Origin of the sequence: Rhodococcus sp. NPDC056506, from assembly GCF_042794945.1 — a bacterium.
GTDB lineage: Bacteria > Actinomycetota > Actinomycetes > Mycobacteriales > Mycobacteriaceae > Rhodococcus_F.
The window spans coordinates 1-20,534 of record NZ_JBHTSW010000001.1; the positions used below are offsets into that span (position 1 = coordinate 1).

The 20,534-nt window shown below is 63.9% G+C and carries 12 protein-coding genes and 1 tRNA gene; 3 read left to right on the top strand and 10 right to left on the bottom strand.

Translation table 11 applies throughout. The features are described 5' to 3' along the window. Positions 1-74: 74 nt before the first annotated feature. The 7 genes from pknB to ACFQ6H_RS00035 all read right to left on the bottom strand — a co-directional run bounded on the left by pknB (position 75) and on the right by ACFQ6H_RS00035 (position 9,763). The gene (gene pknB / locus ACFQ6H_RS00005; RefSeq protein WP_378642385.1) at positions 75-2,000 is read right to left on the bottom strand and encodes a Stk1 family PASTA domain-containing Ser/Thr kinase; all 1,926 of its coding nucleotides are present in this window, start codon (positions 1,998-2,000) and stop codon (positions 75-77) included. After that, a complete protein-coding gene (locus ACFQ6H_RS00010) occupies positions 1,997-3,355 on the bottom strand; it encodes a protein kinase (protein WP_378642389.1) in 1,359 nt (452 codons plus the stop codon). The genes pknB and ACFQ6H_RS00010 overlap by 4 nt, the downstream gene beginning before the upstream one ends. A 3-nt stretch (positions 3,356-3,358) precedes the next feature. Then, positions 3,359-4,825, bottom strand: coding sequence for a peptidoglycan D,D-transpeptidase FtsI family protein (locus ACFQ6H_RS00015; RefSeq protein WP_378536237.1), 1,467 nt, complete (start codon positions 4,823-4,825; stop codon positions 3,359-3,361). Beyond that, positions 4,822-6,273, bottom strand: a complete 1,452-nt coding sequence (locus ACFQ6H_RS00020; protein WP_007735775.1) for an FtsW/RodA/SpoVE family cell cycle protein — start codon at positions 6,271-6,273, stop codon at positions 4,822-4,824. The genes ACFQ6H_RS00015 and ACFQ6H_RS00020 overlap by 4 nt, the downstream gene beginning before the upstream one ends. Beyond that, positions 6,273-7,697 (bottom strand): PP2C family serine/threonine-protein phosphatase, encoded by a 1,425-nt coding sequence (locus ACFQ6H_RS00025; protein WP_058036948.1) that lies wholly within the window; start codon positions 7,695-7,697, stop codon positions 6,273-6,275. The genes ACFQ6H_RS00020 and ACFQ6H_RS00025 overlap by 1 nt, the downstream gene beginning before the upstream one ends. Next, positions 7,694-8,158, bottom strand: a complete 465-nt coding sequence (locus ACFQ6H_RS00030; RefSeq protein WP_003943418.1) for an FHA domain-containing protein — start codon at positions 8,156-8,158, stop codon at positions 7,694-7,696. Before ACFQ6H_RS00030 ends, ACFQ6H_RS00025 begins: the two co-directional genes overlap by 4 nt. A gap of 186 nt (positions 8,159-8,344) precedes the next feature. Continuing rightward, complete coding sequence (locus ACFQ6H_RS00035) at positions 8,345-9,763, bottom strand: FhaA domain-containing protein (protein WP_378642396.1); 1,419 nt, start codon at positions 9,761-9,763, stop codon at positions 8,345-8,347. Positions 9,764-10,017: 254 nt separating this feature from the next. On the opposite strand from ACFQ6H_RS00035, the gene ACFQ6H_RS00040 reads away from it, so the two are divergent. Next, positions 10,018-10,103 (top strand) — tRNA-Leu (locus ACFQ6H_RS00040). 53 nt (positions 10,104-10,156) lie between these two features. Here ACFQ6H_RS00040 and ACFQ6H_RS00045 read toward each other — a convergent pair. From ACFQ6H_RS00045 to ACFQ6H_RS00055, 3 genes are all read right to left on the bottom strand, one after another. Next, positions 10,157-10,498: a hypothetical protein gene (locus ACFQ6H_RS00045; RefSeq protein WP_378642401.1), complete on the bottom strand. Its 342-nt coding sequence runs from the start codon at positions 10,496-10,498 to the stop codon at positions 10,157-10,159. A gap of 624 nt (positions 10,499-11,122) precedes the next feature. Then, the gene (locus ACFQ6H_RS00050; protein WP_378642405.1) at positions 11,123-12,160 is read right to left on the bottom strand and encodes a hypothetical protein; all 1,038 of its coding nucleotides are present in this window, start codon (positions 12,158-12,160) and stop codon (positions 11,123-11,125) included. Positions 12,161-12,317: 157 nt separating this feature from the next. Next, entirely contained in the window at positions 12,318-13,757 is a 1,440-nt protein-coding gene (locus ACFQ6H_RS00055; RefSeq protein ID WP_378642409.1) for a phytoene desaturase family protein, read from the bottom strand. A 556-nt stretch (positions 13,758-14,313) separates the two neighbouring features. Between ACFQ6H_RS00055 and gltB the strand changes: the two genes are divergently transcribed. Both gltB and ACFQ6H_RS00065 read left to right on the top strand, forming a co-directional pair. Then, the gene (gene gltB, locus ACFQ6H_RS00060; protein ID WP_378642412.1) at positions 14,314-18,912 is read left to right on the top strand and encodes a glutamate synthase large subunit; all 4,599 of its coding nucleotides are present in this window, start codon (positions 14,314-14,316) and stop codon (positions 18,910-18,912) included. Beyond that, positions 18,905-20,356: a glutamate synthase subunit beta gene (locus ACFQ6H_RS00065; protein ID WP_378445324.1), complete on the top strand. Its 1,452-nt coding sequence runs from the start codon at positions 18,905-18,907 to the stop codon at positions 20,354-20,356. The genes gltB and ACFQ6H_RS00065 overlap by 8 nt, the downstream gene beginning before the upstream one ends. Positions 20,357-20,534: the final 178 nt, after the last annotated feature.

A 20,534-nucleotide genomic window follows, 5' to 3' on the forward strand; every position in this document is an offset into this window, starting at 1 on the left:
CTACCCGAAATTCTCTGACACCTGTCCACAAAAAAGTGCCTCCCGGAAATCTCCGGGAGGCACTTTTTTACTTGCTAGCGGCCGGGGATTCCGAGCGCTCCGACGCTGACGGTGATGACCGCGTCCTTGGAGATCTCCGAGCCCGGAGGCTGGGTCTGCGAGACGATCTTGCCCACCATTTCCGGGGTGAGCGTCGTGCTCTGGTTCTGCACCAGCTGCGATGCGGTTCCCGCCCAGCCGGCTGCGCGGAGCGTGGTCAACGCCTCCGACACCGTCTTGTTGGTGAGATCAGGCATCGCGACCTGGTTGCCGTTGGACACTCGCAGCGTCACGGTCGAACCCTTGGTGGCCGACGTGCCACCGGTCGGGTCGGTCGAAACAACCTGTCCCTTCGGCAGTCCCGAATCGATCTCCGTGATCTGGACGACGAACCCGGCACCTTCGATGTTGGGCCTCGCCACCTCTTCACGCTGACCGGTCACATCCGGGACACGAACTTGCTCCGGGCCGGTGCCGACGGTGATCGAGACCGCGGAATCGAGAACAACCGACACTCCGACGGCCGGGTCCTGATTGACGATCTTGTCGACCTCGGCAATGGTCGACGCGGCCTTGCCGATGGTCGGATCAAGTCGGAGTCCGACGGAGTTGAGCTTCTTCTCTGCGTCGTCCTGGCTCAGGCCGGTCAGGCGCGGGATAGCGACCTGCTCGGGGCCGGTGGACACGTCGATGGTGACGGTGCTGCCCTTCTCGATGCGCACCCCGGCAACCGGACGCGTCGTGATGACGTTTCCGGCGGCGATCACCTTGTCCGTCTTCTGCTGACGCTCCACCTGGAATCCGGCGTTTGTCAGCGTCGCCTCGGCGACGTCGGCGGGCTGGTTGGTGAGGTCACCCGGAACGGTCACCATCTCGACCTTCGGCGAGTTCACCCGGATCAGGAAGAACGTCACCAGACCGATCACCAGAAGCGCCGCGATGCCCATCAGGGCGTAGCGTCCGCCCTTCTTCTTGGCAGGCGGCTCGGCAGCGCGAGTTGTCCTCGTAGCAACCGGCTCGACCGGATCAGGAGCAGTGCGATAGTTCCCGGTGTCGGAGCCGACGGCGCCGAGGATGGTGGTGCGGTCCTCGTCGTTCATCACCATCGGCGCACTCGGACGCTGACCGCCCAGGACACGCACCAAGTCGCTGCGCATGTCGCCGGCGCTCTGGTAGCGGTTGGCCGGGTTCTTGCTCATCGCCTTGAGAATGATCGAATCCAGCTCGCGCGGAATGTCGGGATTGATCTCCGACGGCGTCTGCGGATCTTCACGAACATGCTGGTACGCGACGGCGACGGGTGAATCACCCTTGAAGGGCGGCTCGCCCGTCAGAATCTCGAACAGCACACAACCGAGTGAGTAGACGTCCGAACGTGCGTCAACCTGCTCACCGCGCGCCTGCTCCGGCGACAGGTACTGAGCGGTGCCGATCACGGCCGCCGTCTGCGTCATCGGGCTCGACGCGTCGGAAATGGCACGGGCGATACCGAAGTCCATCACCTTCACGGCGCCGGCGCGGTTGATCATGATGTTGGCGGGCTTGACGTCGCGGTGCACGATGCCGTTGCGGTGGCTGAAGTCCAAAGCGGCACAGACGTCCGCGATCACTTCCATCGCCTTGCGCGGAGTCATCGGCCCGGTGCTGCGCACGATGTCACGCAACGTGTCGCCGTCGACGTACTCCATGACGATGTACGGCAGCGGCCCGGCGTCGGTCTCGGCTTCACCGGTGTCGTAGACGGCCACGATCGCCGGATGGTTCAGCGCGGCAGCGTTCTGCGCCTCACGACGGAACCGCAAGTAGAACGTGGGGTCGCGCGCGAGGTCTGCACGCAGCACCTTGATCGCGACGTCGCGGCTGAGTCGGAGGTCGCGCGCCAGGTGAACCTCGGACATTCCGCCGAAGCCGAGAATCTCACCCAGCTCGTAGCGGGAGGAGAGATTGCGGGGTGTCGTCATTGGTCTTGTCCTAGCGGTTCTTCAGCGTCTCCGGGATCCGCCAACGGCTCAGTGGTCGTTGTGGTCGTCGTTGTCGTCGTGGTGGTGGTTGTGGTCGTCGGAGTTGTTGTTGTCGTGGTCGGCGTTGTCGTTGTGGTTGTCGGCTCGGTGGTCGTTGTCGTCGGCCGAGTCGTCGTGGTTGTCGGCTCGGTGGTCGTCGTTGTCGGCCGAGTTGTTGTCGTGGTGGGCTTGGGCGTCGTCGTAGTCGGCAACGTCGTGGACGTGACGACGGGCGGCGTCGGGTCGCTCGGACCGTCGGTCGCGATCCAGACTCCGCCGATGATCAACGCCAACAAGATCAATCCGCCGCCGGCCCATGCCACGGCCTTCTGCCCACTGGTCATTCCGCCGGCCGCCGCGTCGTCCGCTGCAGCTGCGCCCGTCGCCGGGCCCGCGTACGTCGGCGGCATGACTTGCGTGGCACCCGTCGCCGGCAACGCGCTCGCGGCGCCGGTAGCGAGTACGCCAGGAGGCGGTGGACGCCTACCCGCGCGGACGGCTGCGACGGCGTCGGCGAATTCGCCACCACTGGCGTAGCGGCCGGCCGGATCCTTGGTCAACGTGATGTCGATGAGCTCGCGGATGTTCGGCGGCAGGTCGGCCGGCATCGGCGCCGGGGTTTCCTGCACGTGCTTCATCGCAACGGTCAGCGCGCCGTCACCGGTGAACGGGCGTCGACCCGAAAGCGCTTCGTATCCGACGATTCCCAGCGAGTACACGTCACTCGCCGCGGTTGCGTCCTGACCGAGAGCCTGCTCGGGCGCGATGTACTGGGCAGTGCCCATCACCATTCCCGTGCGTGTGACAGGTGAGTTCTCGACGGCCTTGGCGATGCCGAAGTCAGTGATCTTCACCTGGCCCGTCGGCGTGATGAGGATGTTGCCCGGCTTCACGTCGCGGTGCACGACACCGGCGTCGTGTGCGACCTGCAGGGCACGGCCGGTCTGCTCGAGCATGTCGAGGGCATGCGGAACCGCCAGGCGGCCGACGCGTGCCAGGACAGCGTTGAGCGGCTCGCCGTTGACGAGTTCCATCACCAGGTACGCCGTGGAATCGCCCGAGCTGTCACGGGTCTCGCCGTAGTCGTAGATTCCGGCGATACCGGGATGGTTGAGCTGCGCGGTGGTGCGTGCCTCGAAGCGGAAGCGCTCCAAGAACTCCGGATCGGAAGAGAACTCGGACTTGAGTACCTTGACGGCGACGCGACGGTTGAGCCGGGAGTCCGTGGCTTCCCACACCTGACCCATCCCACCGGTGGCGATGAGACGGATCAATCGGTAACGATCGGCGATCAAAGCGCCGTTGTTCAACGCCACGGTTCAGCCCCCTTGGATTCCGGCTGCGATGACTGCACGACCGATCGGCGCAGCAACCGAGCCACCGGTAGCGGCGAGTCCGCGGTCACCACCGTTCTCGACGATGACGGCCACAGCGACCGTCGGATTCTGCGCCGGTGCAAAAGCGATGTACCAGGCGTGCGGCGGGGTTTCCCGCGGATTCACGCCATGCTCCGCGGTACCGGTCTTGGACGCGATCTGAACGCCGGGGATCTTGCCGTCGCCGCCGGTGAAGTTCTCCGAGCCGATCATCAGATCGGTCAGCGTTGCCGCCACTGCCGGCGAGATCGCCTGACCCATCGACACCGGTGACGGCGTACTGAGATCGGTCAGATCGGGTGCCTGCAGCTGGGAGATCAGGTTGGGCTGCATCCGCACACCACCGTTGGCGACGGTCGCGGCGATCACCGCATTTTCGAGCGGGGTCACCGCAACGTCACGCTGGCCGATGCTGGTCTGGCCGAGGGCAGCGTCGTCGGAGATGTCGCCGACGGTGCTGTCTGCGACCGGCAGCGGGATCGCGGGAGTGTTGGGTCCGATGCCGAAGGCGCTGGCCTCGTCCTTGATGGCGTCGGCGCCGTCCTTGATGCCCAGTTCGACGAAAGCCGTGTTGCACGAGCGCGCAAACGCCTCACGCAACGACGCCGTCGGATTGGGGCCGCAGGTGCTGCCGTTGTAGTTCTCGAGGGTCGTGCTGGTGCCGGGCAGCGTGATCTGCGGCGCCGCGGTCAGCTGGTCTTCCGGGGTCGCACCGTTGCCCAGAGCTGCGGCCGTGGTGAGCACCTTGAACGTCGAACCGGGCGGGTAGGTCTGCGAGATCGCGCGATTGACCAGCGGATCGTTGGGATCGGCGTTGAGCTCGTCCCACGCCTGCGTGGTTTCGGCGCCGTCGTGGCTGGCGAGCAGGTTCGGGTCGTAGCTCGGGGTGCTGACCATCGTCAGGATGCGTCCGGTGCTCGGCTCGATGGCGACGACGGAACCGGTGTAGCCCTTGCTGGTCAGCTGGTCGTACGCCACCTGCTGCATGGCCGGATTGAGCGTCGTGACGACGTTGCCGCCGCGCGGATCGCGTCCGGAGACCAAGTCGAAGAAGCGCTGGCTGAACAACCTGTTGTCCGAGCCGTTGAGAATCGGATCCTCGGTGCGCTCGAGGCCGGCGCTGCCGTACTGCATCGAGTAGAAGCCCGTGACCGGTGCGTACGGGTACGGATTCGGATACTGGCGCAGGTACTTGTACCGGTCGTCGGTGGCCTGGGAGGCCGCCAGTACCTGTCCGGCCGCCGAGATCTGACCTCGCTGGCGTGAGTACTCGTCGAGCAGCACCCGTGAGTTGCGCGGGTCGGCTCGCAGGTCGTCAGCCTTGATGACCTGTACGTACGTGGCGTTGGCGAGGAGCGCGACGACCATCACCATGACGGCCATCGCGACGCGGCGCAGTGGAGTGTTCATACGCGCGGCATCATCTCGGTATTGGCGTCAGCGATTGGGGGCGGGCCTTTCTTCTTCGTCACTACCGGCGCACGTGCCGCGTCCGAGATCCGGACGAGGATGGCCAGCAGTAGGTAGTTCGCGAGCAGCGACGAGCCGCCGTACGACATGAACGGTGTTGTCAGACCCGTCAGCGGGATCAGCTTGGTGACGCCGCCGACGACGACAAAAATCTGGATCGCGATCGTGAACGACAGACCGGCGGCGAGCAGTTTGCCGAAGCTGTCACGCACTGCCAATGCCGTACGCAGGCCGCGCACGATGAGAAGCAGGAACAGCATCAGTACAGCCGCCAGGCCGATCAGGCCGAGCTCTTCGCCGATGGTCGCGATGATGAAGTCCGTCTTCGCGAACGGCACCTGGTTGGGTCGACCACTACCAAGACCTGTTCCGGCGATGCCACCGGTGGCCAGGCCGAACAGCGATTGCGAGATCTGATAACCGGTGTTGGCGTAGTCGCCGAGCGGATCGAGCCAGGTGTCGACGCGCACGCGTACGTGGCCGAACATCTTGTAGGCGAAGAAGAATCCGATGGCGAGCAGTCCGCCGCCGATCACCAGCCAGCCCACACGTTCGGTCGCGATGTAGAGCATCACCAGCACGGTGCTGAAGAGCAGCAGCGACGTACCGAGGTCGGTTTCGAAGACGAGAACGCCCACCGAGACGATCCAGGCGAGCAGGATCGGGCCGAGGTCGCGGGCACGCGGAAAATCCATGCCCAGGAAGTGTTTACCGGCCGAGGTGAACAGGTCGCGCTTGGCGACGAGCACTGACGCGAAGAAGATGATGAGCAGGATCTTCGCGAACTCACCTGGCTGAATGCTGAATCCGGGCAGGCGAATCCAGATCTTCGCGCCGTTCACGCTCGAGAACTTCGCCGGCAGGATCGCGGGAATCGCCAGGAACACCAGGCCCGCGAGGCCGAGTGTGTAGCTGAACCGCGCCATCAGGCGGTAGTCCTTCAAGAACACGAGCAGCAGCACGAAACCGGTGATCGCCAGCGCAGTCCACATGACCTGCTGGTTCGCATCCGGAGACGGTGCCTCGACGCCGTTGTAGAGCGCTGTCTGTTCGTCGGCGAGGTCGAGTCGGTGGATGAGCACCAGCCCAAGGCCGTTGAGCAGGGCGACGATCGGCAGTAGCAGTGGATCTGCGTACGGCGCATATCGCCGAATTGCCAAGTGCGCGATCAGGAACAAGCCCGTGTACGCGAGCGCGTACTTGGCCAGATCGAGAGTGATCTTCTGTTCCTGGCTCGCTTCGACGAGCAGAAGCGAGACCGTCGTGATGATGACGGCAAAGCCCAGGAGCAGCAGCTCCATGTTTCGACGGGTCGACTGGACCGGCGCCGGGGCAAAACCTCCGGGCGGACTCGGAAAAGCCGTCCCCGCAGCTGCGTTGGACGACATCAGTTGACCGTCCTGCAAGTCTGACCGGGAACTTCGGTCGGCGTAGGCGTAGTCGTGGGTGCCGCCGTTGTCGGCGCAGCAGGCTCCGCGGGCGGTGCGGGGGGCGGTGTGGTCTCCGGTGCCGGCGGGGGAGTGGGCGTGGCCGTCGTCGTCGGAACCGGCTCACAACGAGGCAGCAGATCGCCGCCGATGAGACGGATCATCTGGCTCTGCGCGTCTTCACGCTTGCCGGACGGCAGCCCGGCGCGCACCTGCTCCTGCGCCGACGGCTGCAGATCCGTCACCTCGAGGATGTTGCAGTTGCTGGGAATCGCATCGGGGGAGACGAGGGTGAGGACGTCGTCGTCGCCGACGCAACCCACCAGATCCGCGTCTTGCAGCGAGTAACCGAGCACCGAACCGGGGATTCCGCGCAGCACCGTCACGCGGCCGTTGTCTTCGCCGACGTAGTAGTTGTTGCGGATGACGGCGCGGCCGATCACGGCGCCGACGCCGACCAGCGCGATCAGCACCACGGCGAGGACCACCCACCACAACCGGTTCCGCTTCTTCTTCGGTTCCGGTTCGGGCTGGGAGACAACTCGCTTGGGCGTCGCGCGCGGCGGACGCATGGCAGCGGCGCGGCCGGCAGCGGTGTTGGGAGGAGGGGAGTCCTCTTCCTCTTCCGTCGACGCGGCGCCCGCGACGATGGGATGTGACTGGCCGTAGTCGAGGTCGATGACATCGGCGACGACGACGGTGACGTTGTCGGGACCGCCGCTGCGCAGCGCCAATTCGATGAGACGGTCGGCGCACTGCTCCTGCGAGCCCTCGCGCATCGTGTTCTCGATGGTCTCGTCGCTGACCACGTCGGAGAGGCCGTCGGAGCAGAGCAGGTAACGATCGCCGGCGCGGGCTTCGCGCACGGTGAGCGTCGGCTCGATCTCGTTGCCGGTCAACGCCCGCATGATCAGGGATCGCTGCGGGTGCGTGTGTGCCTGTTCGGCGGTGATCCTGCCCTCGTCGACCAACGACTGCACGAACGTGTCGTCGCGGGTGATCTGTGTCAGGTGGTCGTCGCGCAGCAGGTAGGCGCGCGAGTCGCCGATGTGCACGAGACCGAGCTTGCTGCCGGAGAAGAGTATCGCGGTGAGCGTGGTGCCCATGCCGTCGAGTTCGGGTTCTTCCTCGACGTGATCGGCGATGGAATCGTTGCCCTCGCGGGTGGCTGCCTCGAGCTTGCCGAGCAGATCCTCGCCGGGCTCGTCGTCGTCGAGATGCGCCAGAGCGGCAATCATCAACTGCGACGCGACCTCCCCGGCCGCGTGTCCGCCCATACCGTCGGCCAAGGCCAGCAGTCGGGCACCGGCGTACACGGAATCTTCGTTGTTGGAGCGCACGAGACCGCGGTCGCTGCGCGCCGCGTAGCGGAGAACAAGGGTCACGGGCGTAGCTCGATTACCGTCTTGCCGACGCGAACCGGAGTGCCCAGCGGCACGCGCACCGCAGTTGTGACCTTGGCGCGGTCCAGATAGGTGCCGTTGGTCGAACCGAGATCCTCGACGTACCAGTCGGCTCCGCGCTGCGAGAGCCTCGCATGGCGCGTCGACGCGTAATCGTCGGTGAGAACGAGCGTCGAATCGTCGGCGCGGCCGATCATGACCGGCTGAGAACCCAGGGTGATGCGGGTGCCGGCGAGGGCGCCCTGCGTGACCACCAGGTACCGAGGCACCTTCGCCTTGCCCAGCGAGGGCAGGACCTTTCCGGCGCGGGTGTATCGCGGCGGAACCCTGACCCCGGAGCCGGCATAGATGTCGGAGCGGAGAGTGCGGAGGACTGCCCAGACGAACAGCCACAGTAGGAGCAGGAAGCCCGCCCGTGTGAGTTGCAGAATCAGGCCCTGCACGGCTGTCCACCTCCTTCTATGGCTCGAGCCCCGCCGCAGCGGGGTTCGAGCATTGTCGACTGGCAGCATCATAGGGGGCTCTGGGCCCCGAAGATCACGATACTGACAGCCGCGTGACGGCGGCGCGCCGACGGACCGCCGAATGTTCGATTGTTATCGGAAAAATCCTGGCGTCCGTTTCTCAGCTCAGAGAATGCGAACCAGAATCTCCGAGTGACCTGCACGAATGATGTCGCCGTCTGCCAGCTGCCAGTCCTGGACCGGTGCACCGTTGACGGTGGTGCCGTTCGTGGATCCCAAATCGGACAGCATCGCGGTGCGGCCGTCCCAACGGATGTCGATGTGGCGACGTGAGACGCCCGTGTCCGGGAGGCGGAACTGAGCTTCCTGGCCGCGGCCGATGACATTGCTGCCGTCGCGAAGCTGGAAGTGGCGTCCGCTGCCGTCCTCGAGCTGCAGGGTTGCCGTCAGGCTCTGCGCCGTCGGTGCGTAACCGCCCTGCGGCTGGGCGTAACCCTGCTGCGGGTAGGCCTGCGTCTGCTCGAAGTTGCCGCCCTGCTCGTAGCCGGTCTGCTCGTACGGCTGCTGTGTGTACGCCTGCTGGTCGTAGCCGCCCTGCTGGTAGCTCTGCTGGTCGTAGCCCGGCTGATCGTAGGACTGGCCGTTGTAGGGCTGCTGGTAACCCTGCTGGTCGTAGCCGCCCTGCTGGTAGCCCTGCTGGTCGTACCCACCCTGGTACGCCTGCTGGCCGTAGCCCTGCTGGTCGTACGGCTGCTGCTGGTAACCCTGCTGGTCGTAGCCGCCGCCCTGCTGGTCATAGCCCTGCTGGTCGTAACCGGCCTGCTCGTACGGCTGCTGCTGGTTCGGGTACGCCTGCTGGTCGTAGCCACCCTGCTGCTGGTTGTAGCCCTGCTGGTCGTCGCCCGTGCGGTAACCGTCGCCGCGGTCGTAACCGTTCTGGTACGGCGCTTCCTGGCCCTGCGGAGCGGCGTAACCGCCGTCGTCGTGGGAGTACCCGTTCCGTGCCGGCTGCTGCGGTTCGGGCTGGCGACCCGCCGGTTCGCGGCTTGGTTCGTAGCCTGAGTTCTGCGTCATGGGGCCGGCTCCTGGTTGTGACGGGACTGGATTGGAAACAGGGGGAACAATCGGTGCGGGTCGCTGAGGCGGCCGTTGTGGAGGCCGCGACGAAACCTGCGGAACATGCGGCGGCGGGGATGCCTGCTCGGCGTCACCATCCGGGTCGACGGTTCCGCGGGTGCGGAACTGACCGGTGTGGAGCGTAGGCGAAGGCTCGAAAGTGACCGAGATGTCGCCGTACGTCTGCCAACCCTGATCGCGGATGAAATCCTGCAGGTGTCGGCTGAAAGCTTTGGTAGTCAGTTCGCGATCAGCTGCCAACTCTTCGTGATCGGAGTTGTTGATGGTGATCACGTAGTTGTTGGGGGCGAGAAGGATTCCGCCGCCGAGGTGCTCGACGCGGTCACGTGCCTCCTGCTGGAGCGCCGCCTCTACTTCCTGCGGCACAACACCACCACCGAAGACCCGCGCGAATGCGTCGCCGACAGCTCCTTGGAGCTTTCGTTCGAATCGCTGCACGATGCCCATCGGGCCCTCCTCTCGCCTCGCATCTACGACGGCAAAATGCTCGGCAAGTAGCGCCGGCACCGCCTTGTCGCGTGTCGTCCAAACTGCTGTACAGGTTCCACGGTACTGTCAAATGTCGCTTCGGCAGTACCTGGCCGCTGTTTCAGCATGGTATCGGTTCTGGGCTTTCGGGTGCTCGGTGTTCACTGATTCGTGCCCTGAACTGCACGAATAGAACTTTCAAAGTTTGTCGTGATAATGTTTCGGCGTTGCTCGGGCGAGTGGCGGAATGGCAGACGCGCTGGCTTCAGGTGCCAGTGTCCTTAGGGACGTGGGGGTTCAAGTCCCCCTTCGCCCACCACAAGACGAGGCCACGAACTCATAAGAGTTCGTGGCCTCGTTTTTTGTTGTCGGCTATCTGGCCAAGGCCTGAATGAAGCTCAGAACGAAGTCCAATGCGGTGCCCGCAAACGGGTCGCCGACTGGTTGAGGGGGCGCGGCGGGCGCAGTGATCTGAGGGGTCATCATCCCTGGCGGCAGTGTGCCGGGCGGGAGATTGATGATGGCGTTGATGTCGTAGATGGTGTTGTCGGGACCGTTGGTCACCGAGAACGAGATACTTCCGAAGTCGGCGACCGGAGTGTCGGCTGACGCAGTACCGACTGCACTGCCGAAGGTGATCGCGGCAGCGAGCGCGCCGACGCCGAGGGCCGCGGTGGTTCGGGACAAACGAGTAGGCGTTTCGAGTCCATTCACAGATGTGCTCCCTTTCGTGGTGACAGCATCCGTGCGCGGGATGCCAAGCAGCCAGGAGATTGCAACCACTATCGAGGAAGATAACGGACATTCACCCCACGACGGGGTGGTTCGGCACGAAGTGTTCCGCGCTTATAGAGCTATCGGATGGGGTTGTCGACGGAGCGCCGGTGCAGGCTTTCACAATGATGTGTTTTGTAGTCACCGCTTTGATGGTTCGCCAACCGTGTACGGCGGCTAAGAGGGGCACGGCATCAGCGGCGGATTGAAGAACCGGTTGGCCAGGTAAATGTAGATCGCCTCGGGCGACTGCCGGATCTGCGGCCCCATCCACCGGTACAAGTAGTACCCCTGATTTCCCTTGTTGAACAACTGTTTTCGAGGACCGGGGGTCACCCCGCTGAAGCTCCGGCTCTAATAACATCATCGAACAGGCCATAGACGAGCGCCGCGAATCTATTCCCGGCGGCGATGTTTGGTACTACCAAGGCACGAAACGAATCGTTCTTGCTGGTCAAATAGACAACCCGGTCAACTGACCCAGTCTGCCGAAATCCTTCAATTGGCTAGTTCAACCGGCGTTGTTCGGTTGTGCAAACTATCCACGTAGCTCACTCGAATTTTTCAGTCGTCGGAGCCGTTGATACTGACCGCACAGCGCAGCACAACCTGCCACAGTTCGTCGAGATCGGTATTGGCGACGGCGAAACCTTTTGCGGTGGATTGGTGGTCCTGCCCGATCAAGTTGGCGAGCTCGGCAAATCCCGGGTGCTGACGGACCACCTCGTATTGATTCCAGGTGCCGTAGGCCATGAGTTGGGCGGTCTTGTTGATCCATAACTGGATCGGTGCGAACCGCAATCCGTAGGGGTAGAGGAAAATTCCTCCTCCTGGCCGGTTGCCGAACCACAGGTTCGCGTGCGTGCCACGTCTTTCGTGGAGGCCCTCGATCAGGTCGAAAAGCTTTTCGGCGAGGCCGCGGTCGGACTCGGATCCGAGGGCTTTGAGGAACGATTCAGTGGTCCAGGACGCTGAAGGGCCGGAACCACGAGCTTTGGCGGCAGCAATCTCGCCGCCGTAGGTGGATGGCATCAGGAATTCGATGTCCCCGTGTCGGGCGTAGGTCAGTTGGAGGGCAGTGACGGCGACCTCGTCGCGGGTGATGCGGTTGAGGAATTCCACCAACCGTTTTAGATCGTTGTCAATTCGATCGACGGCAAGACAAAGGTCGATGCGACCTTCTGTGATATTCGTATCGAGTTGCTCGAGTGCGGTCTCCCCGAGCCTGTTCAGATCGCCACCCTGTTGGCGATTCCATTGTTCGCGAAACGATTTTGCTCCGTCCACCCAGATCGCGGAGGCGTAGTCGAGGACCTGGCCGATGACCATTCTGCGGCGTTCAGAGTTCGAAGCCAGTTTGCACTCGACGATCGTGATCGCACCGTCTGGGCTGATGATGCATACGTCAGCGGGCCCTGCTGTTGTGGACAGTTCCCGCACGGTCAGAGAGCCTTCGGGGACACCGGGGACGTAGTGCGGGTCGGAAGCGATGATCCGTTGAAGGTGGTCTTCGTTGTCGTAGGCAGTCATTTCTGGTGAATCCCAGGATTCTGCTGTACCCAGGTGCCGGACCAGCAATCCATGTTCGGCGTCACGTGCCATTTAGTTGCCCTTTCGTGGATTCGCTTTGGTCACTGGGCCGGACGGCATTGTTTTGTCCGTGTTGGCTGACTGGGTTAGGTGACCATCGTGTTGGCTGACTGGGTTAGGTGACCATTCAGAAGTCGTTTGTCCGAAATGTCGTCCCCATCGGGGACGCTCAACCCCGCGCCTTCAGCGCCGCCTGCGCGGCATTGAACCCGCCCATCCCGTGGACCCCGCCGCCCGGGGGAGTTGCGGACGAGCAGAGGTACACGCCCGGGGCCCCGGTGGCATAGGGGTTGAGCCCGAACCGGGGGCGCGCGATGATCTGCCGCGCAGTGTTCGCCCCCGCGGAGACGTCGCCGCCCACATAGTTGGGGTTGTAGGCCTGCATCTGCGGCACATTGCGCACGTGGACGCCCACGATCCGGTCCCGGAACCCCGGCGCGAACCGCTCGATCTGACGTGTGATGGCTTCTGTGGCGTCACCCGGATAGCCGTGCGGCACATGCGCATACGCCCAGACCGGGTGGATGTCTCCGATGGAACGGGAAGGGTCGGCCAAGAACTGCTGGCCCAACAGAATGAAGGGCTTGGCCGGCATCTGACCCCGAACGGTCTGGCGTTCCACGGCAGCAGTTTGCGAAATCGTCCCGGACAGGTGCAGGGTGCCGGCCTTGCGGGCATGCGGATTCGTCCACGGCACGACGCTTCCGTCGGAGTCACCACGCACGGCGTAGTCGACCTTGTAGGCGGCGGTGCCGTAGCGGAATTTGCGGTAGGCCCGGGCAATGCGATCGGGCTGCCGGCCGTCGAGCAGACGACCGGCCGCGTCGGGGGCGATGTCGAGCATGACGATGTCGTAGCCGGCGATCTGGGAGTAGTTGGTGACCCAGTTCCCGGTTTCTATGGTGCCACCGAGGCTGCGCAGGATCGACGCGAGCGCCGCAGCAATTGATCCTGAACCGCCTTGTGCCACAGGCCAACCGTGAGCATGAGCGGCCGCAGTGAGCATCGAGCCGACAGCACTGGAGAGAGGAATGGTGAGCGTCCCGAACATGTGCGCCGCGACGCCACCGAACAGTGCCCGGGCTTGTGGGGTCTTGAACATCCGCGCGAAACCAGTCGCGGGAAGCAGAGCGCCCGTCCCGAAACGGGCGAGCAACAGCGGGTGCTTCGGAACGTGCACGATCGGCTTGAAGACGTCCTGCACCAACTCGTCGAAGTTCGCGGAGAGGTATCCGAAGACGTCGAGCCAGCGCTTACCGTCGGCACCCAATCCGTCAGCGGTCCGGTTGATGTCACGCCAGAGAACCCCGGCGGTGCCGTCGTCGAGTGGATGGACCAGATCGATCTCGGGCCACAGCCACGTCAGGCCATGCTTGGCGAGCCCGAATTCGCGGTCGAGTTCCTTGAAGTAAGGAGAAGCCAAGGCTGTGGGATGGAAGGCGGAGCAATCGTCGTGGACGAGTCCGTCGACTATGTATTCGCTGCTGCGGGTGCCGCCGCCGATCTTGTCCGCACCCTCGATGACATGGACGTCGATTCCGGCGCGGGCGAGTTCGATCGCCGCCGCGAGACCGTTGGGGCCACTGCCCACCACTACTGCTGTTGTCATTTTCTCTTCGCCACCCGTCTTCTCAAGGGTGAGCCTACGGAAATTACAGCGATGGCATTCTGCGAGCAAACAATTCAGGCCTAGACCTTGGTTGATCGATCAACTTTTGTTACAGTTCGAGGCGCACTGGCCGCAGCTGATTCTTATCGCTGCGGCCAGTTGTTGCATTCATCGCCCATCGCGCCTGTTTCCTGCGGATTCGGTATCCTGTGAATCGGAACTTCTCTGCACAGACGCAGCTCCGAAATCTGTCGAGGGGCCTTCTGGCTCCCTGCATCGCCGCAGTTCAGAGCAATTATAGGGCTACCTTAGTTGCGCCCGTGCCGGGGTTCTGAATTATCGTTTTCGTTACACGGTTGACTCACAAAAGTTTCAACCGACCGAAGACTCACGTCGCCGGGTGCCAGAACGCACACCATCGCGTCTGCGCAGGGCGGCTACTTCGGTGGTACCGAACACATCGTCGTGTCGGTGCTTTGAAGGACTTGCATTGCAAGTTGATGGCCATCAGCGCTGCTGGTCGTCGGTGCATCTTTATGGCATACGAAGGCTGGGTATGAAGCAACTTCCAGGCCCCCAGGGCCTCTATCACCCGTCCAATGAGCACGACTCCTGTGGAGTCGCATTTGTTGTCGACATGCATGGTCGCCGCAGCAGGGACATCGTCGAAAAGGCGATCACCGCTCTGGTCAACCTCGAGCATCGCGGCGCTGCCGGATCCGAACCCAACACGGGTGACGGTGCGGGCATTCTGCTGCAGGTTCCCGACAAGTTCTTCCGAGCTGTCGTGGACTTCGCGCTGCCCGCCGAAGGCGCGTACGCAACCGGTATCGCATTCCTCCCGCAGGGCGATGCCGATGCACACGAGGCTGCTGCTGCAGTCGAGAAGATCGTCGTCGAAGAGGGCCTGAAGGTTCTCGGCTGGCGCGAGGTCGGAACCGACGACTCCTCGCTGGGCGCACTGGCGCGCGACGCGATGCCGACGTTCCGTCAGATCTTCATCGGCTCCGAGGGTGACAAGTACACCGGCATGGATCTCGAGCGTCGTGCATACGTGGTGCGCAAGCGCACCGAGCACGAACTCGGCTCCGAAGGCGCCGGCAAGGGTGGCCCGGGTAGCGAGACCGTGTACTTCCCCAGCCTGTCCGGCCAGACCTTCGTCTACAAGGGCATGCTCACCACCCCGCAGCTCAAGGGTTTCTACCTCGACCTGCAGGACGATCGTGTCGAGAGCGCACTGGGCCTGGTCCACTCGCGCTTCTCCACCAACACGTTCCCGTCGTGGCCGCTGGCGCACCCGTTCCGCCGGGTCGCTCACAACGGTGAGATCAACACCGTCACCGGTAACGAGAACTGGATGCGCGCTCGCGAGTCCCTCATCGACAGCGACGTCTTCGGCGGCCGCGAGAACCTGGACAAGATCTTCCCGATCTGCACCCAGGGCGCCAGTGACACCGCTCGTTTCGACGAGGTGCTCGAGATGCTGCACCTCGCCGGCCGCAGCCTGCCGCACGCAGTTCTCATGATGATCCCGGAAGCCTGGGAGAAGCACGAGAGCATGGACCCCGCCCGTCGGGCGTTCTACGAGTACCACTCGGCTCTCATGGAGCCCTGGGACGGACCGGCGTCGGTGTGCTTCACCGACGGCACCGTCATCGGCGCCGTGCTGGACCGTAACGGTCTGCGTCCGTCGCGTCTGTGGATCACCGAAGACGGCCTCGTCGTCATGGCGTCGGAGGTCGGCGTCCTGCCGATCGATCCGTCCACCGTGGTCCGCAAGGTCCGCCTCCAGCCGGGCCGCATGTTCCTCGTGGACACCGCGCAGGGCCGGGTCATCAGCGACGACGAACTCAAGTCCGAACTCGCTGCCGAGCACCCGTACCAGCAGTGGATCGATGAAGGTCTGATCCACATGGACGACCTGCCGGACCGCCCGTACACGTACATGTCGCACGAGCGCGTCGTCCTGCGTCAGCAGCTCTTCGGTTTCACCAGCGAAGAGGTCAACCTGCTGGTCAAGCCGATGGCACTCTCCGGTGCCGAGGCTCTGGGTTCGATGGGTACCGACACTCCGATCGCCGTGCTCTCGTCACGTCCCCGGATGCTGTTCGACTACTTCTCGCAGCTCTTCGCTCAGGTCACCAACCCGCCTCTCGACGCGATTCGTGAAGAGGTTGTCACCAGCCTCGGCGCGACCATCGGCCCCGAAGGCGACCTGCTGCACCCGAATGCGGACTCCTGCAAGCAGATTGCGCTCCCGCAGCCGATCCTGCACAACGACGATCTGTCGAAGCTCGTTCACGTCAACGACGACGGCGAATTCCCGGGCTTCCGCAGTGTCGTGATCCGCGGCCTGTACCCCGTCAAGGAAGGCGGCGACGGTATCCGTCGTGCGCTCGAGGGCATCAAGTACCAGGTCTCGCAGGCAATCGAGGGTGGCGCACGCATCGTCGTGCTCTCGGACCGTGAGTCCACCGAGGATTACGCACCGATCCCGTCGCTGCTCCTCACCTCGGCTGTGCACCACCACCTGGTTCGCGAGAAGTCGCGCACCAAGGTCGGCCTCATCGTCGAGGCCGGCGACGCCCGCGAGGTGCACCACATGGCGCTCCTCATCGGCTTCGGTGCCGCAGCGGTCAACCCGTACATGGCTTTCGAGACCATCGACGAGTTCCTGCAGAACGGCGAACTCGAGGGTCTGACCCTCGAGAAGGGCATCGCGAACTACATCAAGGCAGCCGGCAAGGGTGTCCTGAAGGTGATGTCCAAGATGGGCATCTCGACGCTCGCGTCGTACACCGGTGCTCAGCTGTTCCAGGTCATCGGCCTCTCACAGGAGCTGACGGACGAGTACTTCACCGGTCTGCAGTCGCAGCTCGGTGGCATCGGCCTCGACCAGATCGCAGCCGATGTCCAGGCACGTCACGCCGTTGCATACCTGGATCGCCCCGAAGAGCGCGCTCACCGCGAGCTCGAGGTCGGCGGCGAGTACCAGTGGCGTCGTGAAGGCGAGTACCACCTGTTCAACCCGGACACGGTGTTCAAGCTCCAGCACGCAACTCGCACAGGCCAGTACGAGGTGTTCAAGGAGTACACGACCTTGGTCAACGACCAGTCGGAGCGCCTTGCCGCTCTGCGTGGTCTGTTCGACTTCAACATCGGCAAGCGGCCGTCGATCTCGATCGACGAGGTCGAGCCGGCCAGCGAGATCGTCAAGCGTTTCTCGACGGGTGCGATGAGCTACGGCTCCATCTCCGCCGAGGCTCACGAGACTCTCGCGATCGCGATGAACCGTCTGGGCGCTCGCTCCAATTCCGGTGAGGGCGGCGAGAACCCGTCGCGCTTCACACCGGACGAGAACGGCGATCTGCGTCGCAGTGCCATCAAGCAGGTCGCGTCGGGACGCTTCGGTGTCACCTCGCACTACCTGAGCAACTGCACCGACATCCAGATCAAGATGGCGCAGGGAGCCAAGCCCGGTGAGGGCGGCCAGCTTCCAGCTCACAAGGTGTACCCGTGGGTGGCCGAGGTTCGGCACTCCACACCTGGCGTCGGCCTGATTTCGCCGCCGCCGCACCACGACATCTACTCGATCGAGGATCTCGCTCAGCTGATCCACGACCTCAAGAACGCCAACCCGCAGGCCCGCATCCACGTGAAGCTGGTCTCCGAGGTCGGCGTCGGAACCGTCGCGGCCGGTGTCTCCAAGGCACATGCCGACGTCGTTCTGATCTCCGGTCACGACGGTGGCACCGGTGCCACCCCGCTGACCTCCGTCAAGCACGCGGGCGCACCGTGGGAACTCGGCCTCGCCGAGACCCAGCAGACGTTGCTGCTCAACGGTCTTCGTGACCGCATCGTCGTGCAGGTCGACGGCCAGCTCAAGACGGGTCGCGACGTCGTCGTCGCTGCCCTGCTCGGCGGCGAGGAGTTCGGTTTCGCCACCGCACCGCTGGTGGTCTCGGGCTGCATCATGATGCGTGTCTGCCATCTCGACACCTGCCCCGTGGGTGTCGCGACGCAGAACCCGTTGCTGCGTCAGCGTTTCAGTGGCAAGCCGGAATTCGTCGAGAACTTCTTCATGTTCATCGCCGAAGAGGTTCGCGAGCTTCTCGCGGAACTCGGTTTCCGCACGCTGCTCGAAGCAGTCGGCCAGGTCGACATGCTGGACACCAAGCGCGCCCTCGAACACTGGAAGGGAAGCAAGGCAGGCAATCTCGATCTGTCGCCGATCCTCACCCAGGTCGAGTCCGCGTTCATGGACCAGGACGTCCACTGCACCGGCACGCAGGATCACGGTCTCGACAAGGCGCTCGATCAGCAGTTGATCGTCTCGGCCCGCAACGCACTCGACAAGGGTGAGGCGGTCTCCTTCGAGTCCGCGATCACCAACGTCAACCGCACGGTCGGCACCATGCTCGGCCACGAGGTCACCAAGGCGTTCGGTGGAGAGGGCTTGCCCGAGGGCACCATCGACATCACGTTCACCGGTTCCGCCGGTAACAGCTTCGGTGCTTTCGTGCCCAGCGGTATGACCCTGCGCCTGCACGGCGACGCCAACGACTTCGTCGGCAAGGGCCTTTCGGGTGGACGCATCGTCGTACGCCCGCCGCTCGATGCAGCGGAAGGCTTTGTCGCCGAGGACAACATCATCGGTGGCAACGTCATCCTGTTCGGCGCCACCAGTGGCGAGGCTCTGCTTCGCGGTGTCGTCGGCGAACGCTTCGCAGTCCGTAACTCCGGCGCCACTGCCGTCGTCGAGGGTGTGGGCGATCATGGTTGCGAGTACATGACGGGTGGAAAGGTGGTCATCCTCGGAGCCACCGGACGTAACTTCGGCGCCGGCATGTCCGGTGGCGTCGCGTACATCTACAACCCCGACAAGGCATTCGAGAAGAACCTCAACACCGAACTGGTGGACCTCGAGGATCTTTCGGGCGACGACTTCACCTGGTTGAAGGGCGCTATCGAACGTCATCGCGACGAAACCGGCTCCGAGGTTGCCACACGCATCCTCGCTGACTGGTCGCAGCAGGTGGGTCACTTCGCAAAGGTGATGCCCCGCGACTACAAGAAGGTTCTTTTGGCCATCGCGGCCGCAGAGAAGGATGGCAAGAACGTGGACGAGGCAGTTATGGAGGCAGCTCGTGGGTGATCCAAGCGGCTTCCTGAAGCACACGTCGCGCGAACTTCCGGTTCGCCGGCCGGTGCCGTTGCGCCTGCTCGACTGGAAAGAGGTCTACGAGGAGTTCCCGAAGGAAACCCTCAAGACCCAGGCCAGCCGTTGCATGGACTGTGGAATTCCTTTCTGCCACAACGGTTGCCCTCTCGGAAACTTGATTCCCGAGTGGAACGACCTGGTCTACAAGGACCACTGGCACGACGCCATCGAGCGTCTGCACGCGACCAACAACTTCCCGGAGTTCACCGGTCGTCTGTGCCCCGCACCCTGTGAGGCGTCCTGTGTCCTGGGCATCAACCAGGATCCGGTCACCATCAAGCAGGTCGAGGTCGAGATCATCGACAAGGCCTTCGACGAAGGGTGGGTCAAGCCGGTTCGCGCCGCGCACGCCACCAACAAGAGGGTCGCAGTTGTCGGCAGTGGTCCGGCTGGTCTGGCTGCAGCGCAGCAGCTGACCCGCGCCGGTCACGCAGTGACGGTCTTCGAGCGGGCAGACCGCATCGGCGGCCTGCTGCGCTACGGCATCCCCGAGTTCAAGATGGAGAAGCGGCACATCGACCGCCGTCTCGAGCAGATGGAAGCCGAAGGCACCGTCTTCAAGACGAACGTCAATGTCGGCGTGGACATCACCGCGGACGAGCTGCGCGAGCAGTTCGACGCAGTGGTTCTGGCCGGCGGCGCCACCGCTGCTCGCGATCTGCCGATCCCGGGCCGCGAGCTGGACGGCATCCACCAGGCGATGGAGTTCCTGCCGATCGCCAACCGCGTGCAGTTGGGTGACCTCGACGCTCCCACCATCACCGCTGAGGGCAAGAAGGTTGTCATCATCGGCGGCGGCGACACCGGAGCCGACTGCCTCGGCACCTCGCACCGCCAGGGCGCAGCCAGCGTGCACCAGTTCGAGATCATGCCGCGTCCGCCGGAGACTCGCGCCGAGCAGACTCCGTGGCCGACGTATCCGCTCATGTTCCGCGTGGCTTCGGCTCACGAGGAGGGCGGCGAGCGTCTGTTCTCCGTCAACACCGAGAACTTCGTCGGTGAAAACGGCAAGGTCACCGGACTCAAGGCTCACGAGGTCGAGATGAAGTCGGGTCGCTTCGAGAAGGTCGAGGGCTCGGACTTTGAGCTCGAAGCCGATCTCGTGCTCCTGGCCATGGGCTTCGTCGGTCCCGAGAAGCCGGGTCTGCTCACCGATCTCGGTGTCGACTTGAACGAGCGTGGCAACGTCGCCCGCACGTCGAAGTGGAACACCAACGTCGACGGCGTGTTCGTGGCCGGCGACATGGGCCGCGGTCAGTCCCTGATCGTCTGGGCCATCGCCGAGGGACGTTCCGCAGCAGCGGCTGTGGACACCTACCTCGAGGGTGTCACGGCCCTTCCGTCACCGATCCACCCGACAGCGGCTCCGCAGCGCTAGAGGCTCTTACAAGTCCGCACTCCACCGCAACGGTGGGGTGCGGACTTGTTTCTGCCCGTAATTCGTACGATCTGTAACAAACCTTCATCAATCGTGCATCGGACAGACATACCGCCCAGGCAGTATGATTCCTGAGCATCGACAGTGGTGTAAGGGTTGTTTCAGGTAAATCAGGGGA